Raw genomic sequence first — 20,103 nt, 5'->3', positions numbered from 1 at the left:
TGAAAACCCCAAACGAGGTGCATGAAAAAGCCAGTAGGGAGTACCAACTGGCTTAATAAAAACCGTCAACCTATTTTAGGACTAGACATAATGACGTTTAATCTACAAAACTATTGCTTTGTTTCGTCCTTTTCATTAATTGCATTATTCACTGTAGTGTTAGCTTCTGCATCACCTTCTGAATCAACTGCAGTTAACGTTTGATCAGTTGGTGCTTCTTCGTTGTCTAGCTCTACTGTTTGCTCTTGTGAGTCAAGGGTCTTTTGAGCAGCTTTATTGGCTTGTTCTTCTGCTTCAGCTAAATTACGTTGAATAATCGCTTGCTCTTGCGCTTCTTGTGGTAACAGGCTAATTAACTCAATTCCAACGGGTAAGTCAGTGTCTTCACCTGTGACAATTTTAACTTTTTGCTCTTTGGTTAAATATATCAGTGGCATTGCGGTTTCACCGTAACGCTCCCTAAAATGAGTCAAGGTGAAGTTTTCAGTAATGTTGGTCACTTTAATTACTGCACCTTTTGACATATAGCTCGCAATGCGAGCATATGAGACTGACTCCCCAAATAAACATAATCGTTTTAAATACGATTCTGACAATTGGTGTCTTGCGCTACCACCTTCGGCGTTATTTAGGCCGTACACTTTTTTAACGCCAAATAAATCCTGAAAATGAAAACTAACTAATGGGTTTAATTGTCGATAAGGCGATAAAATTAGCACTCTGCCGATACCACTTAAATCCATAAAGTTTTCAGCATGTTCTGATGCAGGGTTACCAAAGTACACCGGAATATTTGCCATTCTTGCTTGGCGAATGTTGTCCCAGTTATTATCAGCCAATACCACTTTAACTTGTTTATCAGTCAGAACTTTTGCTAGTTCTCGAGAAAACTTAGACGCGCCAAATAATAGCAATCCCTGAGATGAATCAGCCTTAACCCCCAAAAACTTAGCCCAAGGGCTCGCAGTAAGACTTTGAATAACCACAGTGCCTATAATGATCAAGAACACTAACGGTACGATTGAACTTGCTCCGTTAACACCAATGGCTTCCAATTTAATGGCAAAGAGTGATGATATGGCAGCTGCCACAATACCTCTTGGTGCTACCCAACTTAAAAACCATTTATCAGCCCGAGATAAACTTGTCCCAATTCCTGATATCCAAATACTCAGCGGACGGGCAATAAATAAAACGACCAATAATACACCGACCCCTCCCCATCCTAGATCCAACATCGCTGTCGAATTTAATCGCGCGGCGAGTAAAATAAATAGTGCCGAAATCAACAGTACAGTAAGCGTTTCTTTAAACTCTAAAATATCGGCAATGTCGACGCCACGCATATTGGCAAGCCATATCCCCATGACCGTCACAGTCAATAACCCCGATTCTTCTTGAAGCAAGTTCGATCCAACAAACATACCCAGCATGATGGTTAATACGGCGGTATTTTTTAGATAATGGGGAAATACATTGGTTCTTAGCGCAATACCGATGAGGTAGCCTGCAACGGCGCCCATGCCAAAACCAAGTAAAAGTGTCATTCCTAAAGCTGACAAAACATGCGTCGTAGGATCTGCTGCAGCGGCGACTGCAATATACTCATAAACCAGAACAGCGAGAATCGCCCCAATAGGATCAATAACGATACCTTCCCAGCGTAATATGCTGGCAAGGTTTGATTTAGGACGCACGGTGCGCAGCATGGGAACAATCACTGTTGGGCCCGTAACAACAACTAATGCGCCAAACAACATAGCCATAGGCCACTCAAAACCTAATAACCAATGTGCTGCTGGTGCAATACAAGCCCATGTAATAAAAGCGCCAAAAGTCACTAAATTGGTCACCATTCTGCCGTGATCTTTGATTTCTTTAAAATTAAGTGTCAGTGCGCCTTCAAATAAAATGACCGCCACACCTAACGAAATGATAGGGAAAAGTAAATCACCAAAAATGGCATCAGGATTTAATATATCTAGACCAGGGCCAAGTAATAACCCACAAAGAAGTAGCGGTAAAATAGCGGGTAAACGAAACTTCCAACCTAACCATTGACACAATAGAGACAAGACGCCAATTAACGCAAGCATGCCTGTGATGTGTTCTACCATGTTATTTCCTTATAAAGACACTAAATACTTATGCCATCAAATGTTGACGCTAATACCTTTAATAAAATACTAAATGTGATTATAGAGCAAGCAGTAATTGACAGTTTGATAGCATTTTATCGAATTTGATTAACATTGAAGAGCTAGTATTAAGAGTGGCAATAAATTTTGTATATTCAGTAGGTTAAATTGAAGGCACAAAAAAGCCCTTGTCATATGACAAGGGCTAATCTGTTTGGCGGAGCGGACGGGACTCGAACCCGCGACCCCCGGCGTGACAGGCCGGTATTCTAACCAACTGAACTACCGCTCCTAAACTGTGTCACCTGTATATACAGATAAACAAAATTTAAGTAACTTAACTGGCGGAGCGGACGGGACTCGAACCCGCGACCCCCGGCGTGACAGGCCGGTATTCTAACCAACTGAACTACCGCTCCACTTAAGTTGCGAAGAATAATAAAGTTGTCGTGAAAAACCGTCAACCATTTTTTTGAACTTTTTGTCTGTTTAGTTAAAAAATGCGCAGCAAAGGCTAAAAGATACACTTATTGATGATAAAACTAGCAAATCAAATAGCATTAATATTTCAAGCAGGACAGGATTCTAACGACAAGCAGGCCTGATGAATTAAAAAACTTACTGTTAAATTAACTAAAATCAGTTTTAGTTTTAGTTTTAGTTTTAGTTTTAGTTTTAGTTTTAGTTTTAAGAGTATAGTAGAAACATAACGCATGAAAATACAAAGGGTAAAAAAAGCCTGTGGACAAAACATCAATACAAAGTCGGTGTTAAAGTGGTTATTGCTGAATTAGCTAGCCGCTTTGCAGCGGCTATCTGTAAAGTCGTTTACGACTCAAGTCATCCTGCTTATAAAGAGGATTTAAATCCAACCATCAAAATAACACTACTTTTCATCTGGCATTGTTAAATCAAGATCATCAAGAGACGGGACATCTTCCTTGTCGCCTCCCTCTTGCTCTAATCGCAGCTTAGTCGCAGCTAATGCTTTATTAAGCGCTTGTTTTTTCCGCCAAATGATTAAGCCTAGAATACCAATGACTAATAAAGAGCCATTAACGACAAGGATCCAGAAGATAGCTTCTTCCTTAGCTGCAGCTTCTTCATTTGCAGCTTGTATCGCTGCTCGTCTAGCGAGCTCTTCAGCTGAAGGTGGCGGTGCTGGCGGTTCGATGAGATTAAAAAACTGCTCGGGTAAATCGAGCACTATTTCTCGTCCTTCGACTGTTGTAGATACCGCAGTGCCTTTAATTCGGTAACTCCCAAAGTCAGTCACTTGAGGGATCGAAATCAATGTTTCAGTACTCGTCACTTCATTAAAGCTTAGCGGTAATTTAAGCCCTGCGGGACCAACAATATCAAAGTGAAAATGCGTTTGTTCCAGTTTTAATGCTTCTTCATTTACCAGCGCTTGAATCTGCCAAATACCATTGAGCTTATCTTCTGGCTCTATAATTTCGACTTCAATTGGCTTTTCAGACAAATAGAACGGATAACTGACTTCTCGCTGAAAGATATTATTACGAGCTTCTACTGTTAAAGTGTAATTACCCCAAGGCTGATTTAAATTCTTTTTACCAGTGAACACACCATCATCAGGTGCTTCATCTAATCCTTCGCCATTGTCTTTATACGAACCGACAATGATTGTGCCCGTTGTAAAGTTGGCGTCGGTGTTTTTATGATGGCTTGCAAATTTTGTGGTCCACTCCACCATAAAATCTAAGCCAGGTAATCTAACCGTTAACCCGTCACCTAATAATCGTGCAGTGACTTTTAGACGTTCACCTTGATATAACGGCTGCGGAATGGGTTCAACTTCGATTTCCAGTTCTGAAACTTTCTGAATACTTGAGCCTTCAGCAAGGCTACCCAACAATTGCCAAGGGCCAGGCATAGGCTTAGTGATTTTAATCATATCGCCAGTTAAGCCATCAACCCACTTAACTGATTCAGGGTGACGGTCTGAATACCATTTTGAGCCGTCAGGTAAAATGACAATTACAGGCGCAGTGCCGTATTCTCGCTGTACTAACAAGGTTAACTCATCAACCATATGATCAATTCGAAAACGGTTTTTGAGTTCACTCGCTTGAGTGTATGGAACAGCAAAAGCCGATTGAGGAATCAAATTCCCAATCAGCAAAATGAACAATAAACAATACGGCTTTAATGCGGTCATCGGCTACGCTTCACCTCTCCAGAGGCACTTTCCTGACTTTTGAACTAAATCAAGACGTTGATCATGTGATACTAGTTCATCGGCCGTTGCAGAGATCACTTTAAGATTAAACTCATTTTGATCGATAAGCTGAATCCCACCCGCCTCTTGACCAGCTTTTTCATTGGACAAATTAAACTTAATTTGTCCACCCGTCATGATTAAATAAACATCTGCGAGGATTTCAGCATCGAGTAATGCACCGTGATAGGTTCTTCTCGAGTTATCAATGCCATAGCGCTTACATAAGGCATCCAAGTTGTTCTTTTGACCAGGATGTAAATGCTTAGCAACGGTTAATGAATCAAGAATGCCACAGATGTCGGCAGTTTTCGGTCCGTTAGGCTGCAAGTTAGCAAATTCATGATCCATAAAGCTGATATCGAAGGGAGCGTTGTGTGCAACAATTTCAGCTCCATCAATAAAGTCGATAAACTCTTGAGCAATTTGATGAAAACGCGGCTCTTTGGCAACCCTTTCGTCAGTGATGCCATGAACTTCAATTGCTTCAGGGTCAATTGCTTGACCTGGGTTGATGTATTGGTGATATGTACGGCCCGTGAGTTTTCTATCTATGACTTCTACACAACCAATTTCAATAATGCGATGTCCAATATATACAGGGCCACCAGCTTGGTTCATACCTGTTGTTTCGGTATCTAAAATAACCTGACGGCTTGCGCTAGAAATAATATTCATAGGTAACTCATTAATAAATGTTTAGGTATAATTGCCAAAAATAAGGTCAAACGTATGGTAACAATTCAATGTCAGAACTAAAACTTATCAAAATCTATACTGACGGCTCATGTTTAGGAAACCCAGGTCCTGGCGGATACGGTATTGTAATGAAATATAAGCGCCAAACCAAAGAAATGTCTGACGGATTTAAGCTTACCACCAATAATAGAATGGAGCTGCTCGCGCCAATCATCGCATTAGAAGCCTTGTATGAGCCCTGCCAAGTCATATTAACCAGTGATAGCCAATATATGCGACAGGGTATCACGCAATGGATCCACGGTTGGAAAAAAAAGGGCTGGATTACCTCAACGAAGACCCCAGTAAAAAATGTCGATTTATGGAAACGTTTAGATAAGGTCAGCCAAATCCATCAAATGGATTGGCGTTGGGTTAAAGGTCATGCTGGCCATGCAGAAAACGAACGTTGTGATGATTTAGCTCGATGGGCTGCTGAAGCAAAGCCCGAGCAAGAAGATGTCAATTATAATTCAGACTAACCAAATTATTGGTTAGTCTGTTTAGAATGACCCGTTCGCCCCGCTGTTGATGCTTGGGCCCATTGCGGCGCTCGAGCTTTTTTCTTTTCTCGTATAGGTGTTAATGGCGAGTCCATTTTACGTGCAACGATTAAATAGACGCTGCCGATTCCTGGTAGCCATCGCTCTAAGCGGTTTTGCCACCAACTACCTTGATTGATATCGCCTATTAAAGGGTGATAAATAAACCGTTCATCTTGAAGTATTTGATAACCGAGCAATCCTAACCAATCTTTGACTCGAGCAGGCATAAAAAATTGCCCAGACCAAGGAATTTGAGTTTGGTACTTAGGTAACAATTTACCCGCAAACGCCGTGCTTACCGGGTTTAGGCCACAAATGAAAATATAACCACCACAAATCATTACCCTATCGACTTCACGTAGTAGTCGATAAGGATCTTGTTCAAACTCAATTAAGAAACTCATTAAAACCGCATCCATTGAGCCACTTTGTAAAGGTAAGTGATGTGGATCAGCAATAATCGAAGCACCTTCTTCCTCATGAATAGAAAAATGGCGAGAGATATTACAATTTAAGCTGGAGATTTGATGACTTAAAGGACCTAATTTTAATAAATGGTAGCCGAATATTCTTGGCCACCAACTTGCTAAGCGCTGTTCTACAGCCAATTGTATTTCATCACCACAGGGTAATTGATGCCACTGTTGCGGTTTGTGATGAATCGACATAAACGCCCAGCCCCTTATAAAATACATATCGATAATTGAGTATAACGATTTATAACCCAAAGTCGTCAAGGGATAACAAAATATTTATTGTTTTGAGATCAATAAGTAAAATTAATGACATTCTTTATTCTAGTGGCAATAACGTCGCCTTTACTTCTTGTTAAATGACAGTGTTTAATCAAAGTCAAAATATAGAGTGCACTGTTTATTGAGAGAATGTATTAATCCAACAAGGCTCATCATACTGTTGATCAACATTTGGCGAGCTTCCAATAATCCGTTACTCTGTATCGACATATTTTACTAAGGTTAAATCATGCTTTCTGTTAACGCTATTCCCGCATTTAATGATAACTATATCTGGTTAATTCATCAGCAAGGAACCAATAAAGCTTACGTTGTCGATCCTGGATGTAGTCAAAGTGTGTTAGACCATATCAATGACACAGACCTTGAATTAGTCGGTATTCTAATCACACATCACCATGCAGATCATACTGGCGGTATCGCAGGTTTACAGCAAGCATACAACCAACAACTGAGCGTATATGGTCCTCAAAAAGAAAACATCGCAGGATTAACTCATCCTATTGAATGCGAACAAGCCCTAACGTTACCTTTTATCAATTCGTCAGTGCAGGTACTTATGGTACCAGGACATACACTCGGCCATATCGCCTATTGCATTGATGATGCTCTATTTTGCGGAGATACCTTATTTAGTGGCGGCTGTGGTCGATTATTTGAAGGAACGCCTGAGCAAATGGCAGCATCATTGGCAAAATTGACCAAACTAAATGGCAACACAAAAGTGTACTGTGCACATGAATACACCCAAGCTAACATCACTTTTGCGGTCGCGGTAGAGCCTAATAACACAGCTTTATTGCAATACGAGCAAAAAGTTGCAGCAGCAAGACAGCACAATATTTCAACAATCCCGTCTACCATTGCAACAGAATTAGCAATTAATCCATTTTTACGAAGTAGTAGTTCAGAAATTAAACAATCTATTTCAAAGCAGTTTAATCAACAAAATTTGACTGAACTACAAACATTTACTCTTCTCAGAGAATGGAAGAATCACTTTTAGTTTAGGGTTGATATCCCACGCAGGTTAACTTAACAAAGACAATTAGCGCATTTTGCTCTACAATGCCGCTTCAATTTTGACCAATACTTTAGGCTGACGTACTAAACATGTCAGTTTTGCAAGACTTAGGAATTTCGTTTTTGATGCATAAATCTTTATATTTTATCGTTGGTGGTGTGGCCTTTTTAAGTGGCTGTCAAACACTAACAACACCTAAGCCGGCTAAAGAGCCTATTACCATTCAAAAGCCAGTAGAGCCTGAAGAAACGGTCGTTAAAGTTGAAAAGCCCGTCGAGATCACAGATGTATGGCAACGCATTAGCCTACAGATGAAAATGCCGATTGATGACCAAAAGCTCGTCAATCAATATCGTGACTGGTATTTGGCGAACCCAAGGCATTTGGAAATCGTTTCACAGCGGGCTGAGCCATACTTACATTACATCGTAGAAGAGCTTGAAAAGCGTGACATGCCAATTGAAATTGCGCTATTGCCCATCGTTGAAAGTTCATTTGACCCATCTGCTTATTCAGCAAGTGCAGCTTCGGGGCTTTGGCAGCTCACGACCCCAATATCGAATCATTTTGGGGTAAAAAGTGATTGGTGGTACGACGGACGCAGAGATGTACCCGCGGCGACAACTGCTGCGTTAGATTTTCTAGAATATCTTTACGACAGAACTGGCGAAAACTGGTTGTATGCCATAGCAGCGTATAACACTGGTGAAGGCAGAGTAAATAATGCCGTTCGCAGAAATAAAGCCGCAGGTAAAAGCACTGAATTTTGGGCATTATCATTACCTCGAGAAACCCGACGTTACGTCCCGCAGCTCATCGCTTTATCCGATGTCATCAAAAATGCCGATAAATACGGCATTACCTTAACACCTATCGCTAATGAGCCTCATATCGCCGTTGTCGATACCCAAAGCCAAATTGATTTAAAACTGGCTGCTGATTTAGCGGACATGAACATAAACCAACTTAAAGCACTTAACCCAGGTCTTGATCGCTGGGCCACGTCACCAGAAGGGCCGCACACTCTAGTGCTGCCTTATGACAAAAGAGATGTATTTGAGCAAAAATTGGCGCAACTTGACCCAAAAGACAAGCTCAATTGGCATCGTTATAAGATTCAATCAGGTGATACTGTCAGTCATATCGCCAAACGCTTCGATACGTCAGCATCATTTATTCGCTCAAGTAACAATCTTAAAAACAACAATATTCGAGCTGGCAGATATTTAATTATCCCAGTGCCACCTGAAGGCGCTGACTTAACAACAGATCAGTTATTAGCGCAAAATCAATTAACACCTAAGAATATCACTTATACAGTGAAGTCTGGCGATTCACTGTGGGTTATCGCAAAGCGTTACAATGTCTCGGTCGATGATTTAATTCGCTGGAACCGTCTGCCTAAAAATGGCGCGTTAAGTATTGGAAAAGAACTGACAATTGGTAGCCGTGCATCAACAAATGCAACTGAGCGAACAGTTAACTACAAAGTTCGCTCAGGTGATTCACTTGCCCGTATTGCCAATAAATTTAACGTATCTGTAGATGACTTAATCAAGTGGAATAAGTTACATAACACCAAATATATTCAGCCTGGACAAATGTTACGTTTAATTGTTGATGTATCAAAAGTGAACGCTTAATTGAGTTACGCTATTCATTACTAATTACAAAAGTGCTGATTCGTTAAGCTTGAATCGGTAACTTAAATACCACCAATAAAAATGGCAAGTGATAATATCACTTGCCATTTTTTTACGCTGATTAGTGCTAATGGAAACGAAATGCTAGTTAACAACCAAAGGTGTTGAACCTGCATTTATCACTGGCATTGCACTTTCTTCAGCTTTACCGGCAAACTTGACACTGAATCGATATCCCGGTCCTGACACTTTTGCCATCACAGCAGCAGGGACACTAAAACGAGTTTCGATTGTTTGTGCTGGTGCTAACGTAACAGTACGCAATGCTTGGGTATACATCATATCCTGAGAAGAAGACCAAATTTGTTGACCTTTAGGATCATAAAGTCCTAAATCAGCGGTCATCCCTGAATTAAACATCAAGCTAACAGGATAACTCTGACTGTTAGTTGCCGTATGTTTTACCGACATTGCTTTAGTAGAGTCTGTATAGGTTTCAGCTTCTAAAAAGCCGACTAATAAGGTTTCTGCCATTGTTGATACTCCAGCACCAAGCGAAATTGATTTTGCTTTTACGACACTTTTAGTCTCTTTCGCAGTATCGACATCCGTGTTTTGTGCAGTGACATCTGTACTTGTTGTACTACAGCCCACTAACAGTAAACTTAAGCAACCTATAAAACGTTTCATTAAAACCCTCCTAATTTTTTGAACAAGCTATCTTTAAGCTTATCGGTTTCACCTTTTATTTTGGCATCAAATAACGCACTCGTGTCGATACCAAATTTAGGGTCTTGCATGCTACCTGTAATCGTTAACGGAATATCAACGCCCGCTAATGCATCTTTCTCACCACCCTGTCCTGCTAAAGAACCCACTAAAGACGTAGTTAATTTATAATCTACTGTTTGTGAGTCTATATTGGCATTACCATTACCGCTTAAACGTATAAGTGGTGATGACATCGCTAAATCAGGGTTGGTCAGTACTGCATTATTTAAATCAAAGCTGCCTGTCAGACTTGTAAAATCTGTTTTTAACTCTTCAGTATTTTTCGCAGAAAGATCACCTTTGAGTTTATCTTGCGCACTGCGGATCATTTGCGGAATATTAACCCCATAAAGTGAACCATCAGCGATTTCAAAATCCCCTTTCGCTAATAGGTTTTTCTTTATATTGTCAGGGATTAAACTTTTACCAGAGCCTTTAACTTTGAAGTTTGCTGCACCTGAAATTAAATCCACATCAGCAGCGTCTTTTAGTAGCGGTCTGAATTGTACGCCAGTCAGTGATTCTTCAAAGTGATAACTTGCGACTTTTTGGCGTGCATCAAGTTTTGCCGTTGCTTGAATACTGCCTTCATATAGGTTTGCAGAAAATTCACTCAAATTGGCGATACCATCTTTAACTGTGGCGTTCATTTTCCAATTTTGAGTTAGTAAATTAGCCACTTTAATTGACTTAATAGTGACGCCCATAGTCACATCAATGGTTTTTAATGCGGATAAGTCAGGCTCTGTTGCAGGTGCCGTGCTCGCCACCTTTTCTGTTTCTGCTGGAGTTTGCTCATCAGAAGCGGGCATTAACTTATCCACATCGATGTCGCCAAAGTCCATTTGCATGTTTATTTTCGGGATTTTTGCACCATAGTTGACACTTAGCTTACCTGTAGCATCAATTTCCATTGCAGATAATTTGCTAATAATGACTTCTACGTTTTGTGAATCAAGTGCAACGGCTATATCTGTCACTAATTGCGTGGATACTTGATTATTAGGAATGCCCTTACCGCTGACATCAGTATTAATCGTGAAGCCGTTAATGGCTAATTTAGCCAAGTCTTTACTGACGTTTAGCTTGCCTTCACCATTACTGTTAACCGTCATATCAGGAAGCTGTGCTGAAAAGTCATATGCAAAGTCAGCGTCATTACCCAATGAAAACTCACCCAATGTTAAGCTATTAAGCTTGAAGACTTGAGTCGTATCTGTCGTTTCATCAATCAGATTAATAGTGGTATTGGTGATTGATACTCCGCCAATTTGTAAGCTTTGTAGTTCAACACTTGTTTTAGCTGTTGAATCAGTCGTTTTGTCTTCTATCACAGCTGCCGAACTGTCACCACTCAAACCATCGATACTCGTGGTACCGTCCTTTTGCGTTATCATATTGACCGTTAAGCCATCTAATGAAAGCATCGCAATTTCAACTTCTTGGCTTAATAACGGCATTAATTCTACGTTGGCAACAGCTTCATTCACTTCAACAAAGTTGTTAGCAGAGAAATTTTCTGGATTAGATAGTGATATCCCACCCAATTTTATGCCAATCGATGGGAATACACTCCAGCTCAAATCATCCTTAATGACAAATGTACGTCCAGTTTGATTTTCAACCGCCTCAACAATTTGCGGTTTAAAACTATTCAAATCAAAAAATACCGTTAAGTACACTGCGAGTATTAATATTACTCCAGCCACGATACCTAACAGCCATTTAAGTGCCTTCATGTTTGCTTCCTTGTCAGTAAATTGGTTCTCAATTTAGCGTTACTATGTTGTTATGTAACAGTTTAGCTCAAAACCGTTAAATCTAAAGGTTTTTCAGCAATGGCAATACCATTGATATCAGCATAGATCATCATCTTGGGTTTAATATCGACACCAGCAATATTGATGGCAACATCAATTAAACCGACATCTTTTTTCTCAGTTTTAATTGGGTTTGTCGCAAGTGCCTGCACACCAATATCTATGGTTGCGATAGTACCTGCATCTCTGATTGCGCCATAAATGATTATCCCTTCCCATTCATTATTAAATGCAGACTCCGCAATCATATCGCCCAATAAGGCCCGTCGACAGACGCCACCACCATCAACCACTAGCACTTTACCTTTTCCCGGTGTGGCTAATACTGACTTAACTTTAGAGTTATCTTCAAAACATTTAACGGTGACCACTTCGCCATAAAAAATAGTTTTACCACCATAAGAGTTCCAATTCGATTGAACTAAAGTCAGTTTATTTTCGTAATGGTCAAATAAGTCGGGTAATAAATCTAACATCTCACACTCCATGTACTAAAATGAATAGGTTACCTCATAATATAAACGTCCATAGCTATTGAAACAATTCATTAATCTGAATAAACTGTCGCCTATACTTTACTTGTTCATGGATGAAAACATTGCAGTATTTGAATTTCTCATTTATTGCGAAATACCAATTAACTTTTAAGTAGTTTTCAATATGACTGATATCAATTTACAAAATGTAATAAATGCGTTCGATGAATTAGATTTTGAAAATAGAACAACTAAAAATCTTGAGAATGCACGTAATAGAATGCAAATGAAGACGTATTTATCTTCTTTGGATTACAGTTTACGACGCTTAAAAATCTTAGAAGAAGTGGTTTCTGAAATTGTCGAAGAAAAACAAACTGAATTGGTAAAGCAAGAACATATTCAAACCTACAAAGCAAAAATTATCCAGTTATCAAGAGAGTATAAAATCTCGTATCAAGACGTTATCAACATAATGAATAAGTTGAAACACCAGTAATGACTGTGCTTACTAATGAATTGGTTTAATACCGATTAATCTTCCTCGATAATTACCCTTTGCTAACTACTATCGACCATCGTTGATTTATATGTGCTGTATTATATATGCAGCATTAAATCTCCACTCCAGTCTAGCAATCATTTCTAAGCCCATAAGCGGTCTATCAGATAGCTTATGTTATTTTTAATGTGTTTAATGCAAATATCAATTCGTCAGCTATGTAAATTAACCATAAACAGTTAACAAAAATGAAATAAATTTGCATTTACAAGTTCGAATAAAAAAACCTTATTGAATATTTCCAACAAGGCTTTATTAGTTTATAAATGCGAGGTGTTCATCAATAAGACTATTTATGGTTTACACTTTAAACTGCCCTACTATGTTTTCAAGCTCATTTGAGCCTTTTGCTATATTGTCACTACTATCCAGTAATTTCTCGTTATGATTTTTATTCTCTACCGACATATCATTAATGCGGGTAATATTCATATTTAATTCTGAAATCACTGCACTTTGCTCTTCTGTTGCACCTGCTATTTGAATATTCATTTGAGAAATATCCCCAATCGCTGACTTAATTGAATGAAGAGCTTGTTCTACTTTTTGCGTTTCACCAACGGTTTCATCTGATTGTGTTAAAGCCCGTTCTACTGAATGGTTTACATCTTCAATAGCCTCTCTAATAGCATCAATAATGCCATTGATTTCACGGGTTGAATCTTGCGTTCTACTAGCAAGCGTTCTAACCTCATCGGCAACCACAGCAAAGCCTCGACCCGCTTCACCAGCACGGGCGGCTTCAATAGCAGCATTTAATGCCAATAAATTGGTTTGCTCAGCAATACCAACAATAACATCTAATATTTGCCCAATCTGGCTTGAGCTAACTTTTAGGCCTTTTGCAACAGATTCGGTTTGTTGTAGCTCAGAAGACAAATCACCAATTTTTGACATTGCCTTATCTACAATCATGGCAGTATTGTCGGCTTCAGTGTCGGCAATATTTGCACTCTGTGCAGCAGCTTGTGCATTTGACGCAACTTCTGCGGCTGTCATCGACATTTCATTTATCGCAGTAGCAACATTTTCGGTTTCCATTTGAACATTACTCGACACTTGATTTGCATCAGATGATATAGATGCAAGCTGTTGAGCAAGAGCTTGGCTTTGAGTGACATTTCCCGCAACTGAAGATACTAGATTTTGGATCTTGTCTGTAAAAATATTAAAATTATGAGCAATTTGCTTAAGTTCATCTTGACCATCTTCGGCTAACCTCAGTGTCAAATCCCCTTCACCTTTAGCAATATTCTCAAAAGCTGAAATAGTCTGTTGCATCGGCGTTGAAATACTTTTAGTGATAACAAACAAAATAATCAGGATCGGTAACCAAACCAATAAGAGTAAAAATAAATATTGCATCAAAAATTCAGTTTTTTGCGTTTGGATATCGTCGATATAAATCCCCGTACCAACGACCCATCCCCATGGAGTAAAACGTTCTACAACACTCATTTTAGGGCTAGGAGTATCTTGATTGGGTTTATTCCACATGTAGTTAACCGTGGCATTTTTGGCATTATGAGTACGTTCAATCATTAATTGAAATAACGGCACATTATCAGGGTCACGCATTGATAACACATTTGTATTGATGAGTTTTTTCGCAAATGCGTGTTGTACCATGACCCCAATGGTATCAACGGTAAAAAAATATTCATTACCAGAATAACGTAAATTATCTAAGGCATTAATAGCAGCAAGTTTCGCTTCTGCCTCCGACATATCACCTTGCTCAGAAGCCAAATAAAACTGATTGATGACAGAGCTTGCGACCTCAATAATACCAGTAAGTTTGGCCTGCTTTTCTTGCACCAATACATTTTCGATACGGTTAAAAGCGAACAAAAACATGAGCACAGTTGCAAAAGCTGCAACCATAATCATGGCCATCAAGCGGTTAGAAATACTCGTTTTACGAAAAAAATGATCTATAGCATTCATTGTCGTTCACCGTATTATTAGAATAAATATTGAGACAAACTAGACTATGGTTAAAGCTAATGAATAAGTAATGAACTGATTGTTATTTCCCCAAACAATCATCATTCAAATTTAGCTTATAAACATACCTTATTCCTTATAATCGACCGATTAAAGAAATTATTTAGCAAAGCACATGAATAAAAATCAATCAATAAACTCAGCAACTATGGGTAAGCCGCAAATGATTCGTGGTGAATAGAATAATTAAATATAGAATAGTGAGAGGTGTTCGCCATGTAATAACGCTTGTCGAAAAGGTGTTCATCAAAAAATAATAGCAAGCATTAAGCAAAAGTTAACTAAGGTCATCACTAGATGACGTGCATTACTGCGTTATCAATTGAATCTGATTTTTACCATTCTGTTTTGCAAGATATAAGGCTTTATCACCATGAGAAATCAACTCGTTCAAATCCCAACGTTGTTTTACATCTATTGACGCCCCAATCGAAATCGTGACCCTGAGGTGGGTATTCGGCCAATACAATTTGGGAACATCATCTAAGATTTTCTCTGCAATCTGACATAACTGTTGCTCATTGAAGCACTGAAAAACAGATAAAAACTCTTCTCCTCCGTATCGTACATTCATTCCAGTATACCGACCGCAATGTTGACGTATAATTTGCGCTACTCCATAAATCACATTGTCGCCGACTTGGTGGCCATAGGTATCATTAATTGATTTGAAGTTATCAATATCTATCATTAACACGCTTAATGGTTTATTAGTGTGTTGTGCGCTTTGTTCAATTTGCGGACCATTTTTAGTTAAATACAAACGGTTTTTAAGCTCGGTTAATGGATCCGTAACTGTTTGCAACGCTAATTTTTTTTGACTTGCTCTAAGCCGTAACTGTTGCCTTCTAATTTGGCTAAACTGCTGGAAGCTTTTACGAGTTTCAGAATCTCGGCGTAAGCTAGCCACTAAACTAATTAGGAACACAGCAAAAAAGATAGATATTCTATCGAGCTCTTCACCATAATCTTGTCCAATTCTATCTGGTGCGATTATCAGTAAATAACTCAACAACATCAGTGATAAACCAAATAGGCTCAGCTTAAATGGCATTCGAGATAATGCCCCGATGTAAACCATGACTAACACGCCACCTGATTGATAATCAAAATTACCTTGGGTCATCGCCAATTTTCCGATAGTAATAATCGACATGTATACCGTTAACACTAAAAACAGCTCGGCGAGCTCTAAATACTTGGATGCATAACGCCGCAAGGTAATTAACACCACTATGCAAAGTATCGATAAGAAGACTCTGCTGAGTGTCGCAACCCAAGCATGCTCAGTTAAGTGCTGGTAATCTAAAAGGCCAAATAAAAGATAAATAGGAATGACAGATAACAAAAATCCGGAATACGGCAACATGACTTGATGGACGTGATAATGCTTAAAACGCAATAACGAAAAACCGGTTAGTTTTTGATGAAAAGGCCGTAAAATAAAGTCGAACATAGACTACCCATTTTTCCTAAATTTTGCTTAAAAGCAGCAAAAACAGGTAAAACATTATTAATATTATGTCTTTATATATAGCAAAGTTTTCAAATACTAGCTACGAAATCATCCTCCATATGATTGAATAAATATGTCATAAATTTACCACACCACTCAATAATGTGAATAACACAAATTCTATCGCCATGTTATTCACATTAAGTCAGAAAGTATGTATGTCCATTCCTATTGATGGCGTTCTTTGTAGTCAAAGTAACTAAACTCTGCAACTGTGTTTTGCCCAGTTAAATCTTGAGCACATAAACCAACAAATGCACCAGTAAAACTGGAACCTTCTCCTTTGCCTGCTTCATCAGAAATTAAACTGTAATCTAAAGACGCAATGTGAAACCAGTCAGATCCATTTAATGAGTATTCAAATTTAAGTGTTTCATAGTGCACATCTGCTCGTAGATAAACCGATGATTGTAACAAGGGAATACGCTGTTCAAATATTGGAAATACAAGATCTAAACTTTGCTCACCTTCACAGCTCATAATATCTAGGTTTAGCCCAATTTTTTCATCATAAGATAAATATAAATAATGAAATTTATGAGCGTTGTAATAACAAATTAATCCTGCGGTTTGCTGAAAGTGGTTAGATTCAAACATGATTTTGGTTTGAGCAACAAATGAAAAATGACGCTGCCTTGTCGCAACCAACGCTTGCTCAAATGTGCTACCTAATGAATGCATTCCTGTCAGCAATAAGCTACCTGGTTTACGGGTTGTGCTTACAAAGTTTTCAGGGGTTGGACTTCTAAGCCATTGAAATTGATCCGCGATAAATCTATCTGTGAATTCATCTCTAAACGAGAAATCTCGCTGCGGTTTAGCTGTTAATCCAATTGGATTTAATTGTGCCTGCGATGAGTTAGTCGCTAACCTAAACCAACCATCATCGGTATATTGAACAGATTCTATTGCTGTTTCTCTGCCCATAGGACTGCGACGCTGTGATGTAGGTTGTTCAATATCAAGTGGTCTAGAAGTCAGATGAGCTAAATACCATTCCCCTTCTTTACTTTCTACTAAGCTACCATGACCATTACGTTGCAATTTGTGCTGTAAATGAGGAACCGTTGCTACAATAGGACCTTGAGGATCAACGTCATAAGGGCCATCGATATGTTTTGAACGGGCCATAGTACAAACATGTTCGTACCCAGTCCCCCCCTCAGCAGTTAATAAATAATAGTAACCATTTTTTTTATATAAATGAGGCCCTTCAGTTAACCCGAACTCTGTACCCGTAAAAATAATTTTCGACTCGCCAATTAATCTTTCTGTTTTATCGCAATATTGTTGTAAAGCGATACCACCGAAGAAACTTCTATCTGGCCGATAATCCCAAACCATATTCAATAGCCACTTTTTCCCATCGTCATCGTGAAATAAAGATGGATCAAAGCCACTACTATTGAGATAAACCGGACGAGTCCACTCTCCATCGATTGTTTCACAGGTAGTTAAATAATTAGGTGAATCTTTAAAGTTGCCATCAAATCGTTTGACGTTGGTATAAATAAGATAAAACTTACCATTATTGTGTGTAAGACATGGTGCCCATATACCACATGAGTCTGGGACACCAGTCATATCTAATAAATCAGCTCGATTTAACGGTCGATGGACTAAGGTCCAATTAACCAAATCTGTTGAATGATAGATTTGTACCCCTGGATACCACTCAAATGTTGATACAGCGATATAGTAATCATCATTCACACGTACAATGCTTGGATCTGGATTAAACCCTGGCAGTATGGGATTAATATCGGGTAAATTCATAGCTCACCTTTTCAGTTTGATAAGTTAAATGCCTTCACACTCTTTTAATCGCCAATATAAAACAACTGGGTGTTAACAGTATGATACAACATGCATATGTTAACGATAACATATTACCAAATCAGCTTAGTGTCAATTTGACAAATAAAAGCATTAAAAATGATGAAGCACGACAACAGACGAGGCTACACAAAAAAGCAGCAAATGATTGCTGCTAATAAAAATTCACTTGGTGTGGTGTGATCAGGCGTTAGGAATGAGCGATGACTTAACCCGGCTAGTTGAATCACGCTGTTTTAATTCAAAATCAAGCACGTGGCGTAAGTCAGACAATTTATCACTCAAGCCTTGATCAAACTTTCCTGTCGTCAACATTGCTATTGCAGCTTCTGCCATGGCTTCAATTGGTTGCTTAACCGTTGTAATGTTGGGCCAAATCGTCGTCGCTATTGACGTATCATCATAACCTACGACACTAAGTTGCTGAGGGACTTGTATCCCTAAAGAATTTGCCACAGAGATAACCGCTGCCGCCATATCATCATTACTTGCGAAAATAGCTGTTGGCATATTATTACAAGTTAACAACGCCTTAGCCGCGCTTAATCCAGATTTATAACTGAACAAACCTTGCTCGATGTATTCTGGCGGTATAGTTAACTTATTTGAACGCATTGCATCTAAGAAGCCTTGATAACGTAACCGACTTGCTCCTACATCTGGATGGCCAATAATAAACGCTATATCTATATGTCCTTGCTCTATCAATAGATTCGTCATTTCAAAAGCGGCTTGATAATCATCCATACAAACAAATGGGGATTGAGTCAGCTCGACATCAGGTGAAACACGAATGTAAGGAACGTTCAATGCTTTAAGCTCATTTAGAATTTCAATATTATTGCAAAATGGCGGCAATAAAATGACGCCATCGACACGGGTTTCTTCAACGAGATCACGAGTAATAGTCAGTTTTTCTACCTGAGTCCCTTCACATTCATCAACGACTAAATGATAACCACGCTGCCGACAGCTTTTTAACGCTGACATCATAAACTGACTGACATAACCACCTTGGCTAGGGTTTTCGTACAGTAATCCAATGAAGTAAGATTTTGCACTGGCTAAGCGACGAGCCGAAATATTTGGTCTGTAATGTAATTTATTGGCCGCCTCTTTAACTTTTAAACGCGTTTTATCACTGACCTTTTCATCATTGTTCAACACTCGAGAAACTGTCATTTTTGATACACCAGCTAATTCAGCAACATCCTGAATCGTGGATTTTGTTTTAGAATTACTCTTACTTATTGGACTCATTACAGACTCGCCAGCAGCTTAAAAATGTTACGAAATTCAAATGTAACAATACGAAGGAAAAAATAACAGGATTACTCAACAAATGACCCAGCTTGAACTTATTAAAATTATCTGTTTATGCTTTATTAAGACAAAACATACCAATATAAAACGAATAGAAACATAGCAATAAGTAACATTAATCTTATAAAGTGCCAAACAAGAATAATTATGATACCGATAACTTACAAAAACGATTAATCATTGCTTGCGTCTTAAGCACTATGTTATTAAAAACGCTTAAGCATCCATATATCACAGCCACCATGAATAGTTCCTGTAAGAGGCTTATCTAAATGTGTAAATCCCATAGATTCATATAAAGAAATAGCAGCTTTCATTGATGCTAAGGTATCTAAATAGCACTGCTCGTATCCTTGAGATTGCGCAAAATCCAAACACACTTTAGTAAGTTTTCTACCAATGCCAAAGCCTCTTGATTCTGGTAACAGGAACAATTTTCGTAATTCACAAGTTTGCTCACTGTCATTAAACTTTGCTATTCCACCGCATCCCACAATTTGGCCATTTAATTTGGCTACATAATATTGGCTTTTATTTTCTAAAGAATAATATCGGCTCATTTGACTTACTTCAGGATCTGAAGGACCAAACCCCTCCCCAATTGCACCAAATTCTGTACCTACTTTTGCAATAATATCTGCAACGGTCTGATCTTGATTTGGTGTGATCGGTTTGATTTCAATATTCATTTTTACTCCACTCCAAAT

General features: G+C 38.8%; 16 protein-coding genes and 2 tRNA genes. 4 read left to right on the top strand and 14 right to left on the bottom strand.

Features of this window, described 5'->3' with window-relative positions:
• Nucleotides 1-110: 110 nt before the first annotated feature.
• The 5 genes from AN944_RS10145 to dnaQ all read right to left on the bottom strand — a co-directional run bounded on the left by AN944_RS10145 (nt 111) and on the right by dnaQ (nt 5,058).
• Complete coding sequence (locus AN944_RS10145; RefSeq protein WP_082419983.1) at nt 111-2,117, bottom strand: sodium:proton antiporter; 2,007 nt, start codon at nt 2,115-2,117, stop codon at nt 111-113.
• A 236-nt stretch (nt 2,118-2,353) separates the two neighbouring features.
• A tRNA-Asp gene (locus AN944_RS10140) sits at nt 2,354-2,430 on the bottom strand.
• Nucleotides 2,431-2,480: 50 nt separating this feature from the next.
• Nucleotides 2,481-2,557 (bottom strand) — tRNA-Asp (locus tag AN944_RS10135).
• Between the two features lie 467 nt (nt 2,558-3,024).
• The gene (locus AN944_RS10130) at nt 3,025-4,320 is read right to left on the bottom strand and encodes a TIGR03503 family protein (protein WP_055024490.1); all 1,296 of its coding nucleotides are present in this window, start codon (nt 4,318-4,320) and stop codon (nt 3,025-3,027) included.
• A gap of 3 nt (nt 4,321-4,323) precedes the next feature.
• Nucleotides 4,324-5,058: a DNA polymerase III subunit epsilon gene (dnaQ, locus tag AN944_RS10125; protein WP_055024489.1), complete on the bottom strand. Its 735-nt coding sequence runs from the start codon at nt 5,056-5,058 to the stop codon at nt 4,324-4,326.
• A 68-nt stretch (nt 5,059-5,126) separates the two neighbouring features.
• On the opposite strand from dnaQ, the gene rnhA reads away from it, so the two are divergent.
• A complete protein-coding gene (gene rnhA, locus AN944_RS10120; protein ID WP_055024488.1) occupies nt 5,127-5,600 on the top strand; it encodes a ribonuclease HI in 474 nt (157 codons plus the stop codon).
• Nucleotides 5,601-5,605: 5 nt separating this feature from the next.
• Here the strand turns inward: rnhA and AN944_RS10115 are convergent, their stop codons facing one another.
• On the bottom strand, nt 5,606-6,331 hold the full coding sequence (locus AN944_RS10115) for a class I SAM-dependent methyltransferase (protein WP_055024487.1): 726 nt from the start codon (nt 6,329-6,331) through the stop codon (nt 5,606-5,608).
• Nucleotides 6,332-6,647: 316 nt separating this feature from the next.
• Here AN944_RS10115 and gloB point away from each other — a divergent pair, with 316 nt between their 5' ends.
• Both gloB and AN944_RS10105 read left to right on the top strand, forming a co-directional pair.
• On the top strand, nt 6,648-7,424 hold the full coding sequence (gene gloB / locus AN944_RS10110; RefSeq protein ID WP_055024486.1) for a hydroxyacylglutathione hydrolase: 777 nt from the start codon (nt 6,648-6,650) through the stop codon (nt 7,422-7,424).
• Between the two features lie 143 nt (nt 7,425-7,567).
• Complete coding sequence (locus AN944_RS10105; protein WP_055024485.1) at nt 7,568-9,085, top strand: LysM peptidoglycan-binding domain-containing protein; 1,518 nt, start codon at nt 7,568-7,570, stop codon at nt 9,083-9,085.
• A 144-nt stretch (nt 9,086-9,229) separates the two neighbouring features.
• On the opposite strand, the gene AN944_RS10100 is transcribed toward AN944_RS10105, so the two are convergent.
• The 3 genes from AN944_RS10100 to AN944_RS10090 form a co-directional block, all read right to left on the bottom strand.
• The gene (locus AN944_RS10100; RefSeq protein ID WP_055024484.1) at nt 9,230-9,775 is read right to left on the bottom strand and encodes a BsuPI-related putative proteinase inhibitor; all 546 of its coding nucleotides are present in this window, start codon (nt 9,773-9,775) and stop codon (nt 9,230-9,232) included.
• A complete protein-coding gene (locus tag AN944_RS10095) occupies nt 9,775-11,595 on the bottom strand; it encodes an AsmA family protein (protein WP_055024483.1) in 1,821 nt (606 codons plus the stop codon). Before AN944_RS10095 ends, AN944_RS10100 begins: the two co-directional genes overlap by 1 nt.
• A gap of 62 nt (nt 11,596-11,657) precedes the next feature.
• Nucleotides 11,658-12,152, bottom strand: coding sequence for a putative 4-hydroxy-4-methyl-2-oxoglutarate aldolase (locus tag AN944_RS10090; RefSeq protein WP_055024482.1), 495 nt, complete (start codon nt 12,150-12,152; stop codon nt 11,658-11,660).
• A gap of 184 nt (nt 12,153-12,336) precedes the next feature.
• On the opposite strand from AN944_RS10090, the gene AN944_RS10085 reads away from it, so the two are divergent.
• Complete coding sequence (locus tag AN944_RS10085) at nt 12,337-12,651, top strand: hypothetical protein (RefSeq protein WP_055024481.1); 315 nt, start codon at nt 12,337-12,339, stop codon at nt 12,649-12,651.
• A 363-nt stretch (nt 12,652-13,014) separates the two neighbouring features.
• On the opposite strand, the gene AN944_RS10080 is transcribed toward AN944_RS10085, so the two are convergent.
• The 5 genes from AN944_RS10080 to AN944_RS10060 all read right to left on the bottom strand — a co-directional run bounded on the left by AN944_RS10080 (nt 13,015) and on the right by AN944_RS10060 (nt 20,085).
• The gene (locus tag AN944_RS10080; RefSeq protein WP_055024480.1) at nt 13,015-14,661 is read right to left on the bottom strand and encodes a methyl-accepting chemotaxis protein; all 1,647 of its coding nucleotides are present in this window, start codon (nt 14,659-14,661) and stop codon (nt 13,015-13,017) included.
• 367 nt (nt 14,662-15,028) lie between these two features.
• Nucleotides 15,029-16,177: a diguanylate cyclase gene (locus AN944_RS10075; protein WP_055024479.1), complete on the bottom strand. Its 1,149-nt coding sequence runs from the start codon at nt 16,175-16,177 to the stop codon at nt 15,029-15,031.
• A gap of 228 nt (nt 16,178-16,405) precedes the next feature.
• Complete coding sequence (locus AN944_RS10070) at nt 16,406-18,013, bottom strand: glycoside hydrolase family 43 protein (protein ID WP_055024478.1); 1,608 nt, start codon at nt 18,011-18,013, stop codon at nt 16,406-16,408.
• A 243-nt stretch (nt 18,014-18,256) separates the two neighbouring features.
• Nucleotides 18,257-19,333 (bottom strand): LacI family DNA-binding transcriptional regulator, encoded by a 1,077-nt coding sequence (locus AN944_RS10065; RefSeq protein ID WP_055024477.1) that lies wholly within the window; start codon nt 19,331-19,333, stop codon nt 18,257-18,259.
• A gap of 269 nt (nt 19,334-19,602) precedes the next feature.
• The gene (locus tag AN944_RS10060; RefSeq protein WP_055024476.1) at nt 19,603-20,085 is read right to left on the bottom strand and encodes a GNAT family N-acetyltransferase; all 483 of its coding nucleotides are present in this window, start codon (nt 20,083-20,085) and stop codon (nt 19,603-19,605) included.
• Nucleotides 20,086-20,103 lie beyond the last annotated feature (18 nt).

It is taken from the genome of Shewanella sp. P1-14-1, assembly GCF_001401775.1.
Taxonomy (GTDB): domain Bacteria; phylum Pseudomonadota; class Gammaproteobacteria; order Enterobacterales; family Shewanellaceae; genus Shewanella; species Shewanella japonica.
This window is presented reverse-complemented; position numbering and strand designations above follow the sequence as displayed.

Bases quoted from the DNA above. Each gene is read 5' to 3' on its own strand.
- AN944_RS10145 (WP_082419983.1), bottom strand. From the start codon at position 2,117: ATGGTAGAACACATCACAGGCATGCTTGCGTTAATTGGCGTCTTGTCT.
- AN944_RS10130 (WP_055024490.1), bottom strand. From the start codon at position 4,320: ATGACCGCATTAAAGCCGTATTGTTTATTGTTCATTTTGCTGATTGGG.
- dnaQ (WP_055024489.1), bottom strand. From the start codon at position 5,058: ATGAATATTATTTCTAGCGCAAGCCGTCAGGTTATTTTAGATACCGAA.
- rnhA (WP_055024488.1), top strand. From the start codon at position 5,127: ATGTCAGAACTAAAACTTATCAAAATCTATACTGACGGCTCATGTTTA.
- AN944_RS10115 (WP_055024487.1), bottom strand. From the start codon at position 6,331: ATGTCGATTCATCACAAACCGCAACAGTGGCATCAATTACCCTGTGGT.
- gloB (WP_055024486.1), top strand. From the start codon at position 6,648: ATGCTTTCTGTTAACGCTATTCCCGCATTTAATGATAACTATATCTGG.
- AN944_RS10105 (WP_055024485.1), top strand. From the start codon at position 7,568: ATGCATAAATCTTTATATTTTATCGTTGGTGGTGTGGCCTTTTTAAGT.
- AN944_RS10100 (WP_055024484.1), bottom strand. From the start codon at position 9,775: ATGAAACGTTTTATAGGTTGCTTAAGTTTACTGTTAGTGGGCTGTAGT.
- AN944_RS10095 (WP_055024483.1), bottom strand. From the start codon at position 11,595: ATGAAGGCACTTAAATGGCTGTTAGGTATCGTGGCTGGAGTAATATTA.
- AN944_RS10090 (WP_055024482.1), bottom strand. From the start codon at position 12,152: ATGTTAGATTTATTACCCGACTTATTTGACCATTACGAAAATAAACTG.
- AN944_RS10085 (WP_055024481.1), top strand. From the start codon at position 12,337: ATGACTGATATCAATTTACAAAATGTAATAAATGCGTTCGATGAATTA.
- AN944_RS10080 (WP_055024480.1), bottom strand. From the start codon at position 14,661: ATGAATGCTATAGATCATTTTTTTCGTAAAACGAGTATTTCTAACCGC.
- AN944_RS10075 (WP_055024479.1), bottom strand. From the start codon at position 16,177: ATGTTCGACTTTATTTTACGGCCTTTTCATCAAAAACTAACCGGTTTT.
- AN944_RS10070 (WP_055024478.1), bottom strand. From the start codon at position 18,013: ATGAATTTACCCGATATTAATCCCATACTGCCAGGGTTTAATCCAGAT.
- AN944_RS10065 (WP_055024477.1), bottom strand. From the start codon at position 19,333: ATGAGTCCAATAAGTAAGAGTAATTCTAAAACAAAATCCACGATTCAG.
- AN944_RS10060 (WP_055024476.1), bottom strand. From the start codon at position 20,085: ATGAATATTGAAATCAAACCGATCACACCAAATCAAGATCAGACCGTT.